The organism is Pseudomonas sp. ATCC 43928 (assembly GCF_005938665.2).
GTDB lineage: Bacteria > Pseudomonadota > Gammaproteobacteria > Pseudomonadales > Pseudomonadaceae > Aquipseudomonas.
Map to the genome: position 1 here is coordinate 1,184,255 of NZ_CP041753.1, position 16,908 is coordinate 1,201,162.

15 protein-coding genes and 1 pseudogene are annotated in these 16,908 nt (G+C 58.2%); 13 read left to right on the forward strand and 3 right to left on the reverse strand.

Going from position 1 to position 16,908, the window contains the following annotated elements:
* Positions 1-16: 16 nt before the first annotated feature.
* Genes FFH90_RS05300 through panB form a run of 8 tightly spaced genes read left to right on the forward strand, consistent with a single transcriptional unit; the run spans position 17 to position 8,879 of the window.
* Positions 17-1,087, forward strand: a complete 1,071-nt coding sequence (locus tag FFH90_RS05300) for an LLM class flavin-dependent oxidoreductase (protein WP_018929551.1) — start codon at positions 17-19, stop codon at positions 1,085-1,087.
* The gene (locus FFH90_RS05305) at positions 1,080-2,303 is read left to right on the forward strand and encodes an MFS transporter (RefSeq protein ID WP_064616173.1); all 1,224 of its coding nucleotides are present in this window, start codon (positions 1,080-1,082) and stop codon (positions 2,301-2,303) included. The genes FFH90_RS05300 and FFH90_RS05305 overlap by 8 nt, the downstream gene beginning before the upstream one ends.
* Positions 2,300-2,755 carry a cobalamin B12-binding domain-containing protein gene (locus tag FFH90_RS05310; protein ID WP_018929553.1) on the forward strand — a complete coding sequence of 152 codons (456 nt, stop codon included), beginning with the start codon at positions 2,300-2,302 and terminating at the stop codon, positions 2,753-2,755. The genes FFH90_RS05305 and FFH90_RS05310 overlap by 4 nt, the downstream gene beginning before the upstream one ends.
* A gap of 33 nt (positions 2,756-2,788) precedes the next feature.
* The gene (locus tag FFH90_RS05315) at positions 2,789-4,027 is read left to right on the forward strand and encodes an acetyl-CoA carboxylase biotin carboxylase subunit family protein (protein WP_138866789.1); all 1,239 of its coding nucleotides are present in this window, start codon (positions 2,789-2,791) and stop codon (positions 4,025-4,027) included.
* Positions 4,024-5,520, forward strand: coding sequence for a hypothetical protein (locus FFH90_RS05320; protein WP_138866790.1), 1,497 nt, complete (start codon positions 4,024-4,026; stop codon positions 5,518-5,520). The genes FFH90_RS05315 and FFH90_RS05320 overlap by 4 nt, the downstream gene beginning before the upstream one ends.
* Before the next feature lie 3 nt (positions 5,521-5,523).
* Positions 5,524-6,780 carry a methylaspartate mutase gene (locus tag FFH90_RS05325; protein WP_082920821.1) on the forward strand — a complete coding sequence of 419 codons (1,257 nt, stop codon included), beginning with the start codon at positions 5,524-5,526 and terminating at the stop codon, positions 6,778-6,780.
* Positions 6,761-8,014: an ATP-grasp domain-containing protein gene (locus tag FFH90_RS05330; protein WP_018929557.1), complete on the forward strand. Its 1,254-nt coding sequence runs from the start codon at positions 6,761-6,763 to the stop codon at positions 8,012-8,014. The genes FFH90_RS05325 and FFH90_RS05330 overlap by 20 nt, the downstream gene beginning before the upstream one ends.
* Before the next feature lie 49 nt (positions 8,015-8,063).
* On the forward strand, positions 8,064-8,879 hold the full coding sequence (panB, locus tag FFH90_RS05335; protein ID WP_018929558.1) for a 3-methyl-2-oxobutanoate hydroxymethyltransferase: 816 nt from the start codon (positions 8,064-8,066) through the stop codon (positions 8,877-8,879).
* A gap of 6 nt (positions 8,880-8,885) precedes the next feature.
* Here panB and FFH90_RS05340 read toward each other — a convergent pair whose 3' ends face one another.
* Both FFH90_RS05340 and FFH90_RS29925 read right to left on the reverse strand, forming a co-directional pair.
* The gene (locus FFH90_RS05340; RefSeq protein WP_018929559.1) at positions 8,886-10,286 is read right to left on the reverse strand and encodes a PLP-dependent aminotransferase family protein; all 1,401 of its coding nucleotides are present in this window, start codon (positions 10,284-10,286) and stop codon (positions 8,886-8,888) included.
* The gene (locus FFH90_RS29925) at positions 10,283-10,444 is read right to left on the reverse strand and encodes a hypothetical protein (protein ID WP_018929560.1); all 162 of its coding nucleotides are present in this window, start codon (positions 10,442-10,444) and stop codon (positions 10,283-10,285) included. The genes FFH90_RS05340 and FFH90_RS29925 overlap by 4 nt, the downstream gene beginning before the upstream one ends.
* 540 nt (positions 10,445-10,984) lie before the next feature.
* Between FFH90_RS29925 and FFH90_RS29930 the strand changes: the two genes are divergently transcribed.
* From FFH90_RS29930 to FFH90_RS05360, 5 genes and pseudogenes are all read left to right on the forward strand, one after another.
* Positions 10,985-11,149: a hypothetical protein gene (locus FFH90_RS29930; RefSeq protein WP_018929561.1), complete on the forward strand. Its 165-nt coding sequence runs from the start codon at positions 10,985-10,987 to the stop codon at positions 11,147-11,149.
* A gap of 103 nt (positions 11,150-11,252) precedes the next feature.
* Entirely contained in the window at positions 11,253-11,540 is a 288-nt protein-coding gene (locus FFH90_RS05345; protein WP_018929562.1) for a putative quinol monooxygenase, read from the forward strand.
* Between the two features lie 218 nt (positions 11,541-11,758).
* On the forward strand, positions 11,759-12,646 hold the full coding sequence (locus FFH90_RS05350) for an AraC family transcriptional regulator (RefSeq protein ID WP_138866791.1): 888 nt from the start codon (positions 11,759-11,761) through the stop codon (positions 12,644-12,646).
* Positions 12,647-12,904: 258 nt separating this feature from the next.
* Positions 12,905-13,226 (forward strand): annotated as a pseudogene (locus tag FFH90_RS05355) (LysE family translocator); the annotation flags it as partial.
* Between the two features lie 151 nt (positions 13,227-13,377).
* Complete coding sequence (locus tag FFH90_RS05360; RefSeq protein ID WP_138866792.1) at positions 13,378-14,001, forward strand: glutathione S-transferase family protein; 624 nt, start codon at positions 13,378-13,380, stop codon at positions 13,999-14,001.
* 405 nt (positions 14,002-14,406) lie between these two features.
* Here the strand turns inward: FFH90_RS05360 and FFH90_RS05370 are convergent, their stop codons facing one another.
* Positions 14,407-16,779, reverse strand: coding sequence for a DEAD/DEAH box helicase family protein (locus FFH90_RS05370; protein WP_131698539.1), 2,373 nt, complete (start codon positions 16,777-16,779; stop codon positions 14,407-14,409).
* Positions 16,780-16,908 lie beyond the last annotated feature (129 nt).

Below are 16,908 nucleotides of genomic sequence, written 5' to 3' on the forward strand. Positions count from 1 at the left end.
GCTCTGGAGAAAAACCATGCCCGCGTTGCGTATCCACTGGTGCTCACCGCTCGACAGCGGTCAACAAAAGGCTTCCGAGAAATACAACACTGGTGCCCTGGACTTTGCCGGTATTGTCGACTTCGCTCAGGAAGCCGATGAGTTGGGGATCGACTCGTTGCTGATGGGTATCAGCTACCACATGCCTGACCCGCTGCCAATGATCGGCGCCCTGGTCCGAGAGACCAGCCGAGTCAAATTCATCCTGGCGTATCGCCCCGGCCTGCTGCCGCCGACGTTGTTCACGCAGATCGTCAATACCGTGTCGTGGATGTCCGACAAGCGTATTGCATTGAACCTGGTCGCCGGTATTTCCCCCGATGAACAAGCCTTTTATGGCGACTTCGTGGCCCACGATGGACGTTATGAACGCACCAGCGAATTCCTCGAGATTTTGCATCGTTTCTGGAAAGGCGAAACGCCCCTGACCCATCACGGCGCTCATTACCGTATCGAGCAAGCGCAATTGGGACTGCCTTTCAAGGACAACGAACGTCCACACATCTATTTGAGTGGCGCTTCGGAAATCGCCCAGCAGATCGCCGTGAAACACAGCGATTGCTGGTTACGCTACGGCGACACGCCGCAGGGTATCGCCGAGGCCAGCCGGGCAGTGCTCGAGGCAGGTTGTTCGGTGGGGATTCGCATGCATGTGCTGGCTCGGGAAACCCGTGCGCAAGCCCTGTCGGCCGTTGAAAGCATGATGGAAAACCCGGATGAGCAGCATCGCGAATGGGTTCGTCAGTTCGTCGGGCGTTGCGACTCCGAAGCCGTCAAGACTTCGTTCCGTCTGGCCGACAAGGCTGAGCATGACTGGCTCTCGCCAATGCTCTGGTCCGGTGCCGTGGCCTACCGTGGCGGCCCGGCGCTGTGCGTGGTCGGCAGCTATCAGGAAGTGGCCGAATATCTGCTGGAATACAAGAAAGTAGGGGTCAGCGAGTTCATCTTTTCCGGCTGGCCGACTCGTGACGAAATGCGCGGTTTCTGTCGCCATGTGTTGCCACGCCTGCGCAAGCTCGAGGCCGAACTGGAAAGCCAGCATGCATGACACAGCCCGGTTGCGGCGTTTCGGTGCCGGCCTGCTGTTCGCGCTGTTGGCGGAACAAACGGTGCTGTTCGCAGTACCGTTGATGATCTTCCAGCTCACCGGCAATGTCCGTTACTCCGGAGTGGCGTTCGCTCTGGAGTGGCTACCGGCACTGCTGGCCTATCCGTTTGCCGGACTGCTGGCGGACCGCTTCGGCGGGCGTCTGCTGTTTCGCCACGCCAATACCGCGCGAGCGGTGAGCCTGGGGTTGACTGCCGGGGTCTGCTGGTATGCGCCAATGCTTACGGTCTGGGCCTTGATCGGCAACGGCATCGTGCTCTCGCTGCTGATGGCGCCGGTGCGTATGGCGGTGGAAAAGAGCGTACCGCTGATCGCTGGCCCCGAACGCCTGGCCCACTGCCAGTCCCTGGTGCAGAACATGGAGCTGCTGGCCATGGCGCTGGGCCCGGCGCTGGCGGCACTGCTGGCGATGTACGCCGACAAGCGCCTGCTTCTGGGGCTGGCGGCGCTGGCATTCGCCGCGGCGGGTGTGTGTTGGAAAGGCCTGCCCAATACCCAGTCGGCCAGCCCGCCGAAGAGCATCCGCAAGGACCTGGTCCTGGGCTGGAGTCTGTTATTGAACAATCCGCCGGTCTTATCCCTGGCGCTGCTCAATTTCACCATCAACCTGGCCTTTGCCTGCGTTCTGAGTGCCAATGCCTTTGTCATCAGTGGCGTGTTCGGTGCCGCCGACGGGGTGTTCGGCCTGATGAACGCCGGGGCCGGTGCACTGGGCTTGCTCAATTTCATTCTGGTGCCGCGGCTGTTGGCGCGGATGTCGATCTACCGCCTCGGTACATGGGGTTTTGCCTTGCTCTGCCTGGGGCTGATCTGTATGGGCGCGGCCAGCGGTGTAGCGCTCTATGCCATCAGTTTTCTCCTGGCGATGGCCGGCTGTGCCTTGTTCAACGTGTTCAATCGGACTCAGCGTATCAAGGCGATTGCCGCCGACCACTTGGGCAAGGTGATGGGCCCGTTCTACCTGGTCAACCTGCTGTCCTACCCATTGGGCGGCCTGCTGACCGCCAGTATCGGCCATGAGTACGGAGTCCAGACATTGATCCTAGCCCTCGCGCTGCTGCTCGCCATCCCCGGCGCCTTGCTGTTCAACCTGACCACCCGGCGCTTTCGCACCGCCCTGGACTTTCCCCCCTCAGCCATGGAGGCAACGCAATGAAAGGATCGCAAGACTGCCTGATTGCAACCGTCGAATCGGATTCGCACATGTGGAATCTGGTTTATCTGCAGCTGTGGTTGGCGGAGCACGGTTTCAACGTCAAGAACCTCGGCAGTTGCACTCCGGTGGAGGTGGTTCTCGCCACCCTTGAGCTGCGGCGCACGCAATTGTTGGTGGTCAGCAGCGTCAACGGCCATGGACATTTCCAGGGGCTGGAGCTGATTCGTCAGGTGCGTCAACAGCACCCGGATCTGCATTGTGTCATCGGTGGCAAGTTGACCACCTCGGAAGACCACACGCGGGCGGTTCGCCAGGAGCTGCTGGCCGCCGGTTTCAACGAGGTGTTCATCGGCCCCGACGCTATCGAGAACTTCGAAAACTACCTGAACACCCTTGAGCGCTCGAAACCTGCGCTCGTCCTGGGTACCGGCACGGCACCGTGCTGGACCTGAGTCCAGCCCTCTTTTTTTCACAGGATCGAATCGATGCATATCGTTATCGTCAATCGCTGGCCGCGTTTCCAGGACCCAAGTCGCTGGGACAATGAACTGACCCGCTACGAAGAGTTCTTCGATCATCAGCGACATCGGATCAGCTATGTGGTCGACGGCCTTGGCGCCGAGGGCGTACTGGCCCCCCGGGAGCACATCGCCCATCTGGTACAGGTCGATGACGTCAATCAGTACCCTCAGTTGTTGGCAGGCGTTCAGGAAATCATCGATCGCGTCGGTCCCGTGGACCAATTGATCGCGCTGTCGGAGTTCACTCTGGAGATCGCGGCGTGGGTACGACAGACGCTGAACATTCCTGGTCACGGCCTGGAGCAGGTGGCGGTTTACCGCGACAAGGCACGAATGAAAGAAGTCCTCCAGGAACACGGCCTGGCGGTGCCACCGTTCATTCGCTGCAATGACGTGAAACAGGCGCTGGAGTTCGCCGATGTTGTCGGCTATCCAGTGATCGTCAAACCGGTGGATGGCGCCGCCAGCATCGGCGTTGCCAAGGTCGAGGACGCCCAGGCCCTGCGCGTGATACTCAGCGAAGTGGACCTGGGGCGCTATGAAGTCGAGGCCTTCATCCAGGGCCAGACTTATCACATCGACGGTTTCACCGATGACAGCGCCGGGGTGCCTTTCCAGGTGGTGTCGCGCTATATCAACAGCTGCCTGGATTTCGCCAACGCCAAACCGCTGGGTTCAGTGATCCTCCAGTCTTCGGAGTTGCGCACCCGGATCGAAGTCTTCAGCGAGTCCTGCCTGCGGGCATTGGACCTGCGCAACAGCGCCTTTCACCTGGAGATATTCGTCGAGGCGGATGGCTCGCTAGTGTTCCTTGAAGTGGGAGCCCGGGTGGGCGGCGCCGAAGTGCCACATCTGATCAACAAAGTCTTCGGCGTGAACCTCTATGAGCATTGGCTCAAAGGCCTGGCCGGTGAGCGCGTGCCCTTGCCGACGATCCAGGCGGATCCCAGCGGTGGCTGGCTGGTCGTCCCCAAACCGGCACAACTGCCATGCCGGGTAATCGAGGCGCAAACGCTGCGCCCGCACCTGAACTCGCTCTGGCGAGAACTGCTGCCCCGGCCCGGACAGATCCTTGAAGCCGGCGGCAGCTACGACGCCCTGCACAGCGGTCGCTTCATTTTCACCGACGCGAGCGAAATGGATATCGAGAGCGACATCCACCACGCGATCAAGAACTTTCACTTCCAGGCCGAACCGATATGAACATTGCCATTACCTCTGAAATGGCCGACGCCCCCTTGCTCGGCGAGTTGAATCGCTACCTCAGTGCGGTGGACCGACGTGCCGTCGCCACCCTGGGGGAACGGTTGGTCGATGCCGCTGGCGGTGTTGACGGGCTCGCGGACTACAAGCTGATGGTGGCCTATGGCGGCGGCAAGGACAGTTCCTACACCGTATCGCTGATCCGCGCCGTGCAACTGCACCTGAACGTACTGCATGGCCGCACCTTCTTCTTGCGCATTGCCAATATGCGTCACGCCGGGGTCCCGGATGCGGTCATGGCGAACATCGACCGGGTCTATCGGGCCCTGCACCTGTATGACGATCCTCGGGTCGAGATGCTGGTGGTCGATCACCAGCAGATTCGCCCGTTCGAACGTCACTTGCCATTCCCTGGGCAGGTGCGCGCGATGAACCGCTTCGATGTGCTGATGAACGGCCATCGTACCGCTGGCGACGGCCGCCCGACGTTCTGTAATAGTTGCAACCTGGCGGTCGCCGACTTCTACGGGCGTGCGGCCTGGTGGCAAGGCGGTGTCGACGCGGTGGTCACTGGTGATTCGCGCAAGGAACAGAAGCATTACTTCACTTGGATCATGCGCCTGGCCCAACGTTTGGGGCTGAACGTCGACGAGTGTCGGCGCCAGGGATTTCGCGGCCTGCTCCAGGCCCTTGATGGGGTGGCCCAGGTGTATTTCGTCGAACTGTTCGGTGAAGGCTTCGACGAACAGCGGGCTGAACGTCGGGTGGCCAGCGGCAGCGAAAGCGCCGACCCGGACTTCATCAGCATCTACGACCTGGTGAGCTACCGGGTGGAAGACCACTGGGAGTTGATTACCGAGTTTCTCGATTTCCGCTTCGAAGAACTGGCGTTCAGTTTCACTGAATCAGACTGCGCCAACCCCATGCTGATGGCGCACTTTCGCGGGCTCAAGGCGCAGTACGTACAGGGTCGTCACTACCATGACGGTATCAGCGAATACCTGGAGCTGGCCCAGGGCTTGATGCGCAAAAAGGAAATGCCCCAGCGCCTGATCGACCTGGCACTGTCGGCCTACGCCGGGGCCGAAGGCAAGGACGCTCGTCGGGCGCTGGCGAACCGTTTCGCCAGCGAGGCGTTCGGGCTCGACGAGATACAACTGACTTGTCTGCAGTTCGCGCCCTTCGTCGAGCGTGGCCGCGAGCTGTCGAGCTTCATCACGACCTGTCACCCTGAGCGCCTGGCAGATCTGGAGGACCTTCACGGCGTCCTGGCCGGTAGTCGCCAGGACAGCGCTCTGAGCCTGTGGCTGAACCAGGTCAGCGGCTTGCCGTTGCCGGCGCTACGTAGTCTGTACGCCCATCAACAGATCGATTTCGATAGCGACAGCAGCCTGATTGCCCGGGTTCGCGCCGGTGATCCGCATAAGGGCCGGATAACCCGTTTCGACCCGGCCACGGGTGAAAACGTGGTTGAACTGGTGTCGGGGCGCTAAGTGATGGACATGACAGGAGGTCATTTCCAGCGCTTCATCGAGCAGGCCCGGGAACGGCGCGAACTGGTGGTGCAACCACGCATGGGCTTCGGCGGACTGGCGCCGATGCGCGCCGGGTTGGCCGCAGTGGCCGGGTTGCCCTGCGCCACCATCGGAACCATCACCCTGGACAGCTACACCCGGGTCGGTGATTACCAGAGCGCGCTGCAGTGCCTGAACAGCGACAGCCCACTGAACGGTTTCCCGATCATCAGCCATCCGCTGGAAGCGGTGCGTGGCATGCTCGATGGGCTCTACGGCCCGTCGTTCCCGATCCAGGTCCGCCATGGCACCGCCCAACCGCAGCATGTTTTCAAGCGGTTGGCGGCCCTCGGACTCGACGCCACCGAAGGCGGCCCGGTGTCCTACTGCATGCCTTACAGCCGTTTGCCACTGGCGCGGGCAGTCGAGGCTTGGGCGCAAAGTTGTCAGTTGCTGGCCGATGCCACTGCCCATGGTCATATCGAGAGCTTCGGCGGTTGTTTGCTGGGTCAGCTGTGCCCGCCGTCAATGCTGATCGCGATGACCTTGCTCGAGGCTTTGTTCTTTCGCCAGCAGGGCATTCGCAGCGTCTCGTTAAGCTACGCCCAAGGCACGTCCATGGCCCAGGATTTCGGAGCTTTGCAGGCCCTGCGCGAACTGGCTGCCGACTATCTGGACGGCGTCCATTGGCATGTCGTGGTGTATTCCTACATGGGGGTCTTTCCCTCCACCGGTCATGGTGCTCGCCGCCTGATCTATGACAGTGCGCGCCTGACCCAGGCTGCCGGCTGTGAGCGATTGATCGTCAAGACCGTTGCCGAATCCCGGCAGATTCCATCGGTCGCGGACAACCTCGAAGCCCTGGCAATGGCGGCCGAAGCCGCCGCGGGCGACGCATTGGAGATCGACCCGGTCAGTGAAGGCTATCGCCAGGAAGTGTTGTTCGAGGCACGGCAACTGGTGGAAAGCACGCTGGACCTGCACACCGATATTGGCGTCGCGTTACTCCAGGCTTTCGCCCGTGGGCGGCTCGACATTCCCTACTGCCTGCACCCCGACAACCCTGGCCGCGCCACGACCCGCATTGACGACCACGGTGCCTTGCGTTGGGGCAATGTCGGTGGCCTGCCGCTGCCCCAGAGCTGCGGTCTTTCTTCGATCGGACCGGGTATTACCTCGTCCGAATTGTTCCAGATGTTGCATTACACGGTGAACCGTTATGACCAACCCTTGCACTGACTCCACTTTGGCGCCGCTGATTCTGGTCGACGCCTATTCCACCGGCGCTCTGCTGGCCCAGGCTTTGGCGGAGCATCGCCCACTGCTGCATGTGCGTTCACGCAACGACATGCCACCGGCCTTTGCCGCGAGTTGCCCGCAGACACTGTTCCGCGTGCACTACGGCGTGCATGAGGAAGGCCTTGAACCGTTGCTGGAAAAGCTCGCGGCCCAGGCGCCAGCGGCGGTGTTGACCGGCAGCGAATTCGGTGTCGAATTGGCGGATTTGCTGGCCGCCCGTCTCGGCCTGCCCGGTAATGATCCCGAATACTCTGCCGCCCGTCGTGACAAATCACTGATGGCCGAACAGGTCGCTGCTGCCGGATTGCCGGTGGCTGCGCAACTGCGTACCGCCTCCAGCGCAGAGGCTCTGGCCTGGTTCCAGGCTCGTGGCGAATCGACGGTGGTGGTCAAGCCACTGGACAGTGCGGGCTCCGATAATGTGTTCATCTGTCACGATGCCGCTCAACTGCATGCGGCCATCGACTGCATTCTCGGCGCTACTAACCTGATGATGCGCAGCAACCGGGCGCTGTTGTTGCAGGAATACCTGGAGGGCGACGAGTACGTTATCAACAGTGTCAGTCATCAGGGCGAGCACTGGATCACTGATGTCTGGAAATGCACCAAGACGTTGAGCGCCGACGGTCGCAAGATCTATGACCGTGAAGACCTGCTGCCCGCCGATGCGCCGGAGCTTGATGGGCTGATCGATTACGTCGAAGGCGTGCTCGATGCCTTGGCCATCACCCACGGTCCGGCCCATACAGAAGTGATCCTCACGACTCGCGGCCCGCGCCTGCTGGAAACCGGTGCCCGTCTTTCCGGGCTGGCCAACCCACCGGCGCTGCAAGCGGCGACTGGCAACGACCAGGTCGCGCTGACCTGCACCAGCTATCTGGAGCCGGCCCGACTGGCATCGTTTCCCAAGCGCTATCGCTTGCAGCAGCACGCCCGCGGACTAAACCTGATCGCCCGCCATAGCGGCGTCTTCGCCCAACTCGATGTACGCAAGCGCCTGGAGGCTCTGCCGAGCTTTTACAACGCGCGCTTTCGTTTTACCGAAGGTCGCCCAAAAACGCCGACCATCGACCTCAACAGCTCGCCGGGTGCCGTATTCCTGGTGCACCCGAGCGCCGACAGAATCCGCCAGGACCATGAAACCTGGCGTGAATGGGAGAAAGACTGGTTGTAGTGACAGACGCCCCATCCCCGGGGTTTTCAATCATCACAGGAAGACACTTATGAGCGCTCATACCCGTACTAAACGATTGACGGTTCCGCAACTGGTCGCGATGAAGGGCCAACAGAAAATCGTATCCCTTACGGCGTACTCCAGCTCTATTGCCAGGTTGATAGACCCAATCGTCGATTTCATTCTGGTCGGTGACTCTACTGCTATGGTCGGCTATGGTCGGGCCTCGACGCTGAGTATGCAGCTCGAAGAAATCATCGGACACACCCGGGCCGTGGTCGACAGCACGCGCCTGTCTTGCGTCATCGCCGACATGCCTTTCGGCAGCTATCAGGAATCTAACGAACAGGCCTTTCGCAATTGCGCGCAGGTCCTGGCGCGCACCGGTTGCGATGCCGTCAAGCTGGAAGCCAACAAGGCCCTGGCGGGTACCGTCGAGTTTCTGGTGGCACGCGGTATTCCGGTCATGGCCCACGTCGGGCTGATGCCGCAGTTCGTCAATGTCATGGGAGGGTTCAAGGCCCAGGGCCTGACCGCCGAAGCCGGTGCGATGATTGCCGAGGACGCTCGGGCCAACCTCGAAGCCGGTGCCTTCAGTCTGCTGCTCGAGGGGGTGGCCGAAGGCGTGGCCCGGCAAATTACCCTGGATTCGAAAATGCCCACCATCGGCATTGGCGCCTCACCGGCCTGTGACGGCCAGGTGCTGGTCACCGAGGACGTGCTGGGTCTGGGCGGTGAACAGGTGCCGCGCTTCGTCAAGCAGTACGCTGATGTCGGCGCGGTGATTCGCGGCGCTTGTGAGCGTTTTGCCGAAGAGGTGCGCGATGGCCGCTTCCCTGAATCGCGGCATTGCTATGGGCTCTAGGCATAGCTATGGTTCTTCGCTGATAGCCTGGGCCAGTTTCTTCAGGGCCAGGGGAATATCCTTGCTCCAGTCGAGGGTGTAGCTCAGGCGCACGTGATGCCGCCAGGCCCCCTGCTGGCTGAATATTTCCCCGGGGGCGATAACGATGCGCTGGGCCAGCAAGCGCTCGAACACCCGCCGCATGTCCACCGAGTGTCTGGCCTCGAGCCAGAAGGTCGCTCCGCCTTGCGGGGCGACAACCCGTAACTGGCCATCGCCGTGCGCCTCCAGCAAGGCCTCCATCCGTTTCATCCGGTCCAGCAGCATGGCCCGCAGCACCATTAGATGCTGGTCGATGCGTTTGGAGCTGAAGAGTTTGGCGATCGCTTTCTGACGGATCGGCGACAGACGAAATGCCCGTTCCAGAAATAGCCGATGCAACTGAGGCCCGTGTCGGCGACACAGTACATAACCATAGGGCGCTTCCGAGCCGATGATCTTGTCGAAGGTTGAGAACACCAGCAGCTTTTCCGGATCGGCAAAATCGCGATAGCGCGCGGGTTTGGGAGAGAAATAGAACTCGCCATAGCTGTCGTTTTCGAACAGCCAGACATCCCGCTCCGCCAGCCAGCGACAGATTTGCTGTTTATCCTGCGCCGGCATCAGCTTGCCTTGGGGAATATTCACGGTCGACGACAGCACCGCCAGCCGAATGGGCTCACGCCTGAGCAACTCACTGAGCGTGGACAGATCGAAGCGTCCATCCTCGCCGAGCGGGACTTCGATCACGCGAATCTTTGCTGCCTGCAGCTGACGCAGGATCGCCCATGAGCAAGGCGACTCCACCAGCGCCACAGTGCCCCCCAGATTCAAGGCGCTGAGGGACAACTCCAGCACACTGCGCAGGTCCGAGCCGATAAACACGTGCTCGGCCTGCCAGTAGCTGTGAGTGGAACGGGTGTAGCGGTCGGCCAGGGCGCCGCGTAACTCGGGCTCGCCGAACGGCTGATAGAGTGGCGCATGGGAGCGCGGGTATTGCCGGGCCAGTTCGCGCTCCATCATCAACAACGGGTTTTCCAGCGACAACAACATCGCCGGCGCGTCGCTGCTAAGGGCCAGCATCCCCGGCTGGCGCGCGTTGGAGAATACGCTGTCCAGCAGATTGGGCGAGCCCTCGTTCAATAAGGGGGCCGGCATCGCCTTGGTGAAATAACCGAACTTGGGTTTGGCATAGATCCGTCCCTCGTCTTCGAGAAGCGAATAGGCGTACTTGGTCGTCGACACCGACACATTCAGGCGCCGGGCCAGTTGCCGCAAGGACGGCAATTTCTGTTCACGTTCCGAATTGGCGGTTTCGATCAGCTCGACCAGATAGCGGTACACCGCCTGATAGGCGAAAGAGGCGTCTTTGGTTGTAACCAGGCTCACTTGTTGAAATTCCTGTGTGCCCACTGCACGAAAACGCTGGCGACCTGAAGCGGCAAGCCTGAGGTATGTTTTTCCAGGTGTTCAAGTCCGGCGATGATCTGGGACCTGATGGCAATGCCATCAAGCAAAACCAGGAGACACTCGAAAGGAAATGGCATGCTCTTCATCCCTGTAGTGATTGCCAATAAAACTATTCTTGCATAACTGGGCAGCGTTCCCGCGTTACCGGACAGGCTACGGATGGAGGAGGGGGGGTGTCCCAATATGCAAAATCCCCGTATCAGCGAGTGATTACGGGGATTTTGTGTCTATCGAGGTCCGTGGAAAACCACGGTTCCTCTTTACACGTTAAACCGGAAGTCGAGGCTGCAGGGGCCGTGGCTGAAGGGATGTTTGCGCTGGAATCAGAAATATAGTCACCCCCGTATACACTTTAATGTTGGCTACTCTTTTTTCAGGTCTTGATGCGCGGTTTGTCCCGCTTCCTGTAGATAAGTCATCCAGAGAGTGAATCACGGACCCGTTCCCGCAGGCGGCGCATGCCATCGACCGTCGCGCAAGAAAAACGCAAGAGTGACTGGAATCGTGCATTTTTAATCATTTTTAATCATTTTCATTTTTTAACTATATATATAGTAGTTGCTCCATAGCGAATTCTTTGCGCCATAGCGAATCTACACCAAAAAGGAATTTACATAATGATCTCTAACGAAAGAGGGTTTTGGGCTAGCGCTGTGCGTCATGTGAAAGGAAAAGATTTTATTGATGCAGTCCAGGTCAAGCAATGGATCAAGAACTTAGTGGTTTCGCTGGTCGGCTTGGCCATGTTAGATACGGGAACGGAACAGCAAATGAAAGCCTGAACATTCTTTTCGTATCCTGCGCATTTTGTTTGGCCGCCTCGTCAATCTACGGTTTCTGTAATCGACGATGTATTTTGTATTCAAATCCAACTGGAGAAGTAATATGTCCGTCAATCTCGTCATCAGCTTTAATGTAAAAGAAGAAAAGCTGCAATCGTTCAAGGACATCATGAACGACGTGAAGATCAATCTGCCGAAGGTGGACGGTTGCCAAACGGTCAAGATCCTCAACCACTTGGAGGATCCACTCGCGTTCACGCTAGTGGAAGCCTGGGATTCGCGTGAAATGCACGGCACCCACGTCGACCAGATGATCTCGAGCGGTCAGTGGAGCGTCATCGTCGAGCATCTGAGCAGTGCACCGGTCAGCGGCTACTTCAGCGAAGTTTGATGCCGTAACGTCAGCGGCAGGGCGCGTGCGGCGAGTCCGGCTGCGCCTCCGGCGCCATCTCGGGCATACACGCGCTATTTGCTGTTATGTATTTTCTGCTATTTTCCTGGATATCCTCTTCCGTCCCGAACGTCCTACACGCTTGGGCAGCAGCATGTCGCGCTGCTGGATACCGTCCTGTCCAAATGGGGCGGCCAATTTGTTGAGAAGCCATAGCAATGACACTCGAAGTAGTACCGACGGCGCTTTATTCGATGCGCAACGTAAAGCCAATCCTCGCTGACGGTAGCTCGTCCATCCTCCATAAAACGCTTGAAACGAACCTGGAAAACAAGGCGATCTATATCGCCACGCCGTTGATCGTCTACATCAAGCAGGGCAAGCAGATTATTCGCGACTATGACGCCATGGCCAATGTCGTCGACGAGAATCATTTGATTTTCCTCTCCAAAGGCGTTTACACGGTATCGGACTACGTCACTGGCAGCGATATCTTCGAGGCGGTGCTGCTGTTTTTCGACGACAAGCTGATCGCCAAATACCTGTCGCGCGCGGCCGGCACAGGTAATTCGCATACGGACGGCCTGCAGAAAAACGTGCACGGCACTTATACCCTGCACGCCAATGAACAGATTCAGCGCTATATCGATTCGCTGAATTATGTCTACAAGGGCGCGGAGGGCTCCGACGCGCTGCTGGAATTGAAACTGCTCGAACTACTGCACCTGATCGCCATCCAGGACAAGTCCTTCCGTTTCCTGCGCGAGCTGTCCTGCGGCGGCAGCCGCAAACGCCGCCTCATCACCGACTTCATGGAGCAGTACTATTCGCACAAGCTGAAGATTGAAGATTATGCCCTGCTGACGGGACGCAGCGTGTCGACCTTTATCCGCGACTTCAGGCGCAGCTACAACACCACCCCGAACCGCTGGATCATCGAAAAAAAAGTCGACATCGCGCATCAGCTGTTGACGGCTAAAAATTATTCCGTCACCGACGCGGCTGCGGAGGTGGGATATGAAAATACCTCCCACTTCATCAAGGTCTACAAGCAACGGTACGGTGTCACGCCGAAGAAAGCCAAGACCTTCGCAGCAGAACTGTAGCGCGACAAGGCCCAAGCCCCCCGCTGCCGCGACAGGGTGTTGTTTGGCCTGTCACAACAGTCGGTTCCTGACCGAAAGCCCTCATCCATAATGCACGCGGCTGACTGCGTCAGAGTGTTTGGATGCGCTATTGGGGCAAGCCATTGCTCACGTTGAAGTCGAACGTATTCCAAGGGAGCGGATACCCAGTGCTGCGACCGCTGTATGACGTTTTGTCAGTCAATCTGTATCTAACGTTCCCCCTTTGACCACCCTACTATCGCAGCCTTGGTCTTGGCGGTTCCCTATGCGTATGACGCGCTACGACTCGGCTGCGCGCGCTATCTGCTCTACCTTGCCTGGCAAGCGGTCAAGTCCAACACGCCGACCACGGCAGCATGCTGGCGCAATACATCGTGCTTGGTTTTACACAGATCGTCATTAGCGTGAGCGTCAACGCGCTGATTGCCGTCATGGCTGGCGCCATCGTGACATTTCTCGCCAGCAGGCCCGTGTGGCAGATCGTGCAACGCTGGCTGATGGGGACGGGGACGGTCCTCGCGAGCTGGCCGTGCGCATGGCCGTAGAAGGGCGGCGCTGAACCGGGCTGTTTGCGGTTGGTGCGGCGCGGTAAACCTGCGTCACCCGGATTTGAGAGCGGCCCCTGTGCATCGCGCCAGGCGCACTAGAGAAAGATCCGAGCGGGTTATCGAAAGCCCCTGACCAACCACCCTGAACGATAAGGACATGAAATGTTGCGCATACTGGGTAAGGCATCGTCGATCAATGTACGAAAGGTACTTTGGGCATGCGCCGAGATCGAAATCCCCTTTGAGCGAGAGGATTGGGGGTCAGGCTTCAAGTCGACGCGCACGCCCAAATTCATTTCGCTGAACCCTAACGCAACGGTGCCGGTGATCCTGGACGACGACTTCGTGCTCTGGGAGTCAAACTCGATCATTCGGTATTTGGCGTCTCGCTATAACGGAGGTCATTTTTACCCGGTCCAACCGAGAGCAAGAGCGCGGGTGGACCAATGGATAGACTGGCAAGCGTCGGACCTCAACAAATCGTGGACGTATGCCTTCATGTCGTTGGTCAGGCATTCGCCTGACCATCAGGACAGCAGAGCCTTGGCAGCCGCTTGCAGTCTGTGGTCAAGGCACATGGAGATCCTGAATCGACAACTCGAATCAACAGGAGCCTATGTCAGTGAAGACGGGTTTTCTCTCGCAGACATACCGATAGGCCTGTCGGTTAACCGGTGGTTTGAAACACCGCTCGATCATCCAGACTTTCCTGCTGTAAGTGCCTATTACGAACGGTTGAGTCGTCGACCTGGCTACCTCCTGCATGGAAGAAACGGGACTCCGTAATAGTTCAGCAGGGTGTCAGGCGGCGCCAGGGACATTTGTTCCCATTGCCTCCTCCACGGTCAACCGGCAGTTGCTGCAGTCGGCCAAGAGGGCGGTGGTCATGGCCGGCATGAACGCTGGGGTGCAGGCCGGTGGAGGCGCCGCAATCTACATGGGCTATCTGTTCTAGTCGCGCATAGCAGGTCGATATAACGCCCAAAAAAAAGCCGCGAATCAACGCGGCTTCTTCGATGCCAACAACGCTACACGTTAAACCAGAAGTCATGGGGTGCAGACCTTATAAAGTCTAGGCTTTAGTACGGGTAAATTTACGTCATACCCGGTTTAGCGCCCGGTTTTGAAGCTGTATATGATTTTACTTTCACAGCGGTTGCGTTGCTCTCTGAACCGTCAACCACGTTAGAGTTAGAGTAGGTCCATGGTGGCCATGGAGTCAGCCATACGGTAGCCCATCGCTTTGTAACCTGCCTGGCGCTTATCCCACATCCTCATCAGCGCGACATTACCCCCGTCAACGAAGTCGATCACTCGCACGTCGGCCTTATCGGTATGCGATCGATGCAACCGCCCCGCATATTGCTGAAGGATTCCCTTCCATGAGATGGGCATTGCCAGTACCAGCGTGTCCAGCGGCGGGTGATCGAAACCTTCACCTACTAGTTTTCCTGTTGCCAAGAGCACCCGTGGAGCATCAGGGGGAAGGGACTCAAGCTCATGCATACGGGAAATGCGCTGTTTCTTGGGCACTCGCCCATGAAGCGTGAAAAGGTTGTGCACGCGCTGCTTCAATTCTAATTCAAGGGCGTCCACATGTTCCGTCCGCTCCGTTAGCACTAGAACTTTTCTACCCTCGCTGTACGCCAGCTCAATCTCCGAGACGATTTTGGCTGTCCGCTCAGAGTCGTCGGCTAGACGCCGAAATATGTCCTGAATTCCAAAACCGTCGGGGACCACTATTGGTTTGGACAGCAATCGAGGCACGACAGATAGGTCATGAGGCGCATTCGCTGGTCGAGCAGCAGAATGTCGGATCGGTCCGCACTGCATGAAAATAATGGGCTGCTGCCCATCTCGGCGCACAGGGGTTGCCGTGAGTCCCAGCACGTACCGCGCGGTTGCGCTCCTCAGTAGTGCCTCGAATGACACTGCTGATAGGTGATGACACTCATCAACGATGATTTGGCCGTAGTTTTTTACCTGATCGCTGATCTCGCCTTTTCGCGATAAAGACTGCATTACGGCAATGTCGATGATGCCGGTAAGCTTCGCTTTTCCGCCCCCAAGAGTTCCAACGACACCATTCCCGACTCCCAAGAACGCCTGCAAGCGCTCTTGCCACTGCCTTAACAATTCCGTCCGATGCACAAGCACCAATGTGTTAACGCCACGTTTAGCAATCAAGGCAGCAGCACTCACCGTTTTACCGAACGCTGTCGGCGCGCAGAGGATGCCGGTGTCATGACTTAGCATTGTGCTGATCGCATCTTCCTGGTCGGGGCGCAGGGTCCCGAGGAAGCTCACGTCGATGGAATTGCCTGCGAAGCGTTCATCTTGAAAAACTGGGGTAATGCCGTTTTCTCTTAAAAGCTCCAGCACAGCATCCAAGCAGCCACGTGGCAGTGCAATATGTTTGGGGAAATTCTGGGCACAGCCGATGACCCTTGGCTTGTTCCACACCGACATACGCATGGCCTGAGCTTTGTAGAATTCGGGGTTTTGAAACGCAGCGAGCCGGACAAGCTGGTTTGCCAATGGCTGTGGCAATGCCGTTTTTTCAAAGTAAATCATGTTAGCCAGCGTGATGTTGGCGGACGCCGGTAACGGGCATGTCAATTTGCTTGATCTTGAGTCCCGACCTTTCCAAGGTTCTGCATCGCCTTCGTCATCAATATGGGTGACACCTATAGGATCCCGGTTACCCATCGCCTGGGTAACAACGGCCTGGATATCCTCTGGGTTCATCCGCTGAACCGATGCCAGGAAGGCCCACTGATCGGGATGAGGTTCAAGCGTGTCGTCTACAAAAACACTGTTGTTTTTGGCCCTGGCTCGCTTTTGCAAAGGGAGCGCGATGAGGTTCCCGAAGCCGCCCTTAGGCATATAGTCCTGATTTGGAAACAGTCGATCATAGGAGCTGAGCGCCAATTGGCGCGTGCGTTCACATGCATGACTGATGATTGCCGCACCGAGGCGGCGCGCATCATGAGCAGGGACATTTCGCTCGAAAAAAATCCAGCAGTGGGCCCCGTTACCTGAGCGCGATATTTCCAGTGCCACTGGGACGTCCAGTTCATGGCACGACTGAGCAAAAGCTTGGGTATCATCACGCCATTCGGCTTCATCGAAGTCGACAGCCAGAAAATAACAGGTGTCATCAGGAAGCAAGGGGTAGATACCAACAACCACTTCACCTGCTAGATGGCGATAGACCACCTCATCGGTCAGCGGAAGTAGCTGACGGTTACCGCAGTCGCCACATTTAATTCGGGGCTTCTCACAAACGCCAGGCTTCCATTCGTTTGCGCAAGCGGGTGCGTACCCTGATTTGCCTGCCTTGCTTTCCCAGCGGGTTGGATAAACGTCCGTCCTACCGCGAAACAAACTTCGGAATAGGGCAAGCTTTCCTTCAGTATCGAGTTGCTGTGATGGCTCTGCTTGGACAATCGCTATCTTGACTGGCTCAGCAGGCGGGCGCCAATCGATGCCATGAGCATCCAGCAAGGCAACTAATCTTGCATTCTCAGCCCTTAGCTTCGCCACCAGACTAGTGTCTATCACCACCTTCAGCCTCTACGTCTCAGATGAAGCTTGTAGCCTTGAGCTACAAACCCTCAGTCCATCAGTAAAACATAGGTTATCACTACAAGGTTTGGTTCAGGGGGCTCAAGAGGCCCGCCCTAACCACAA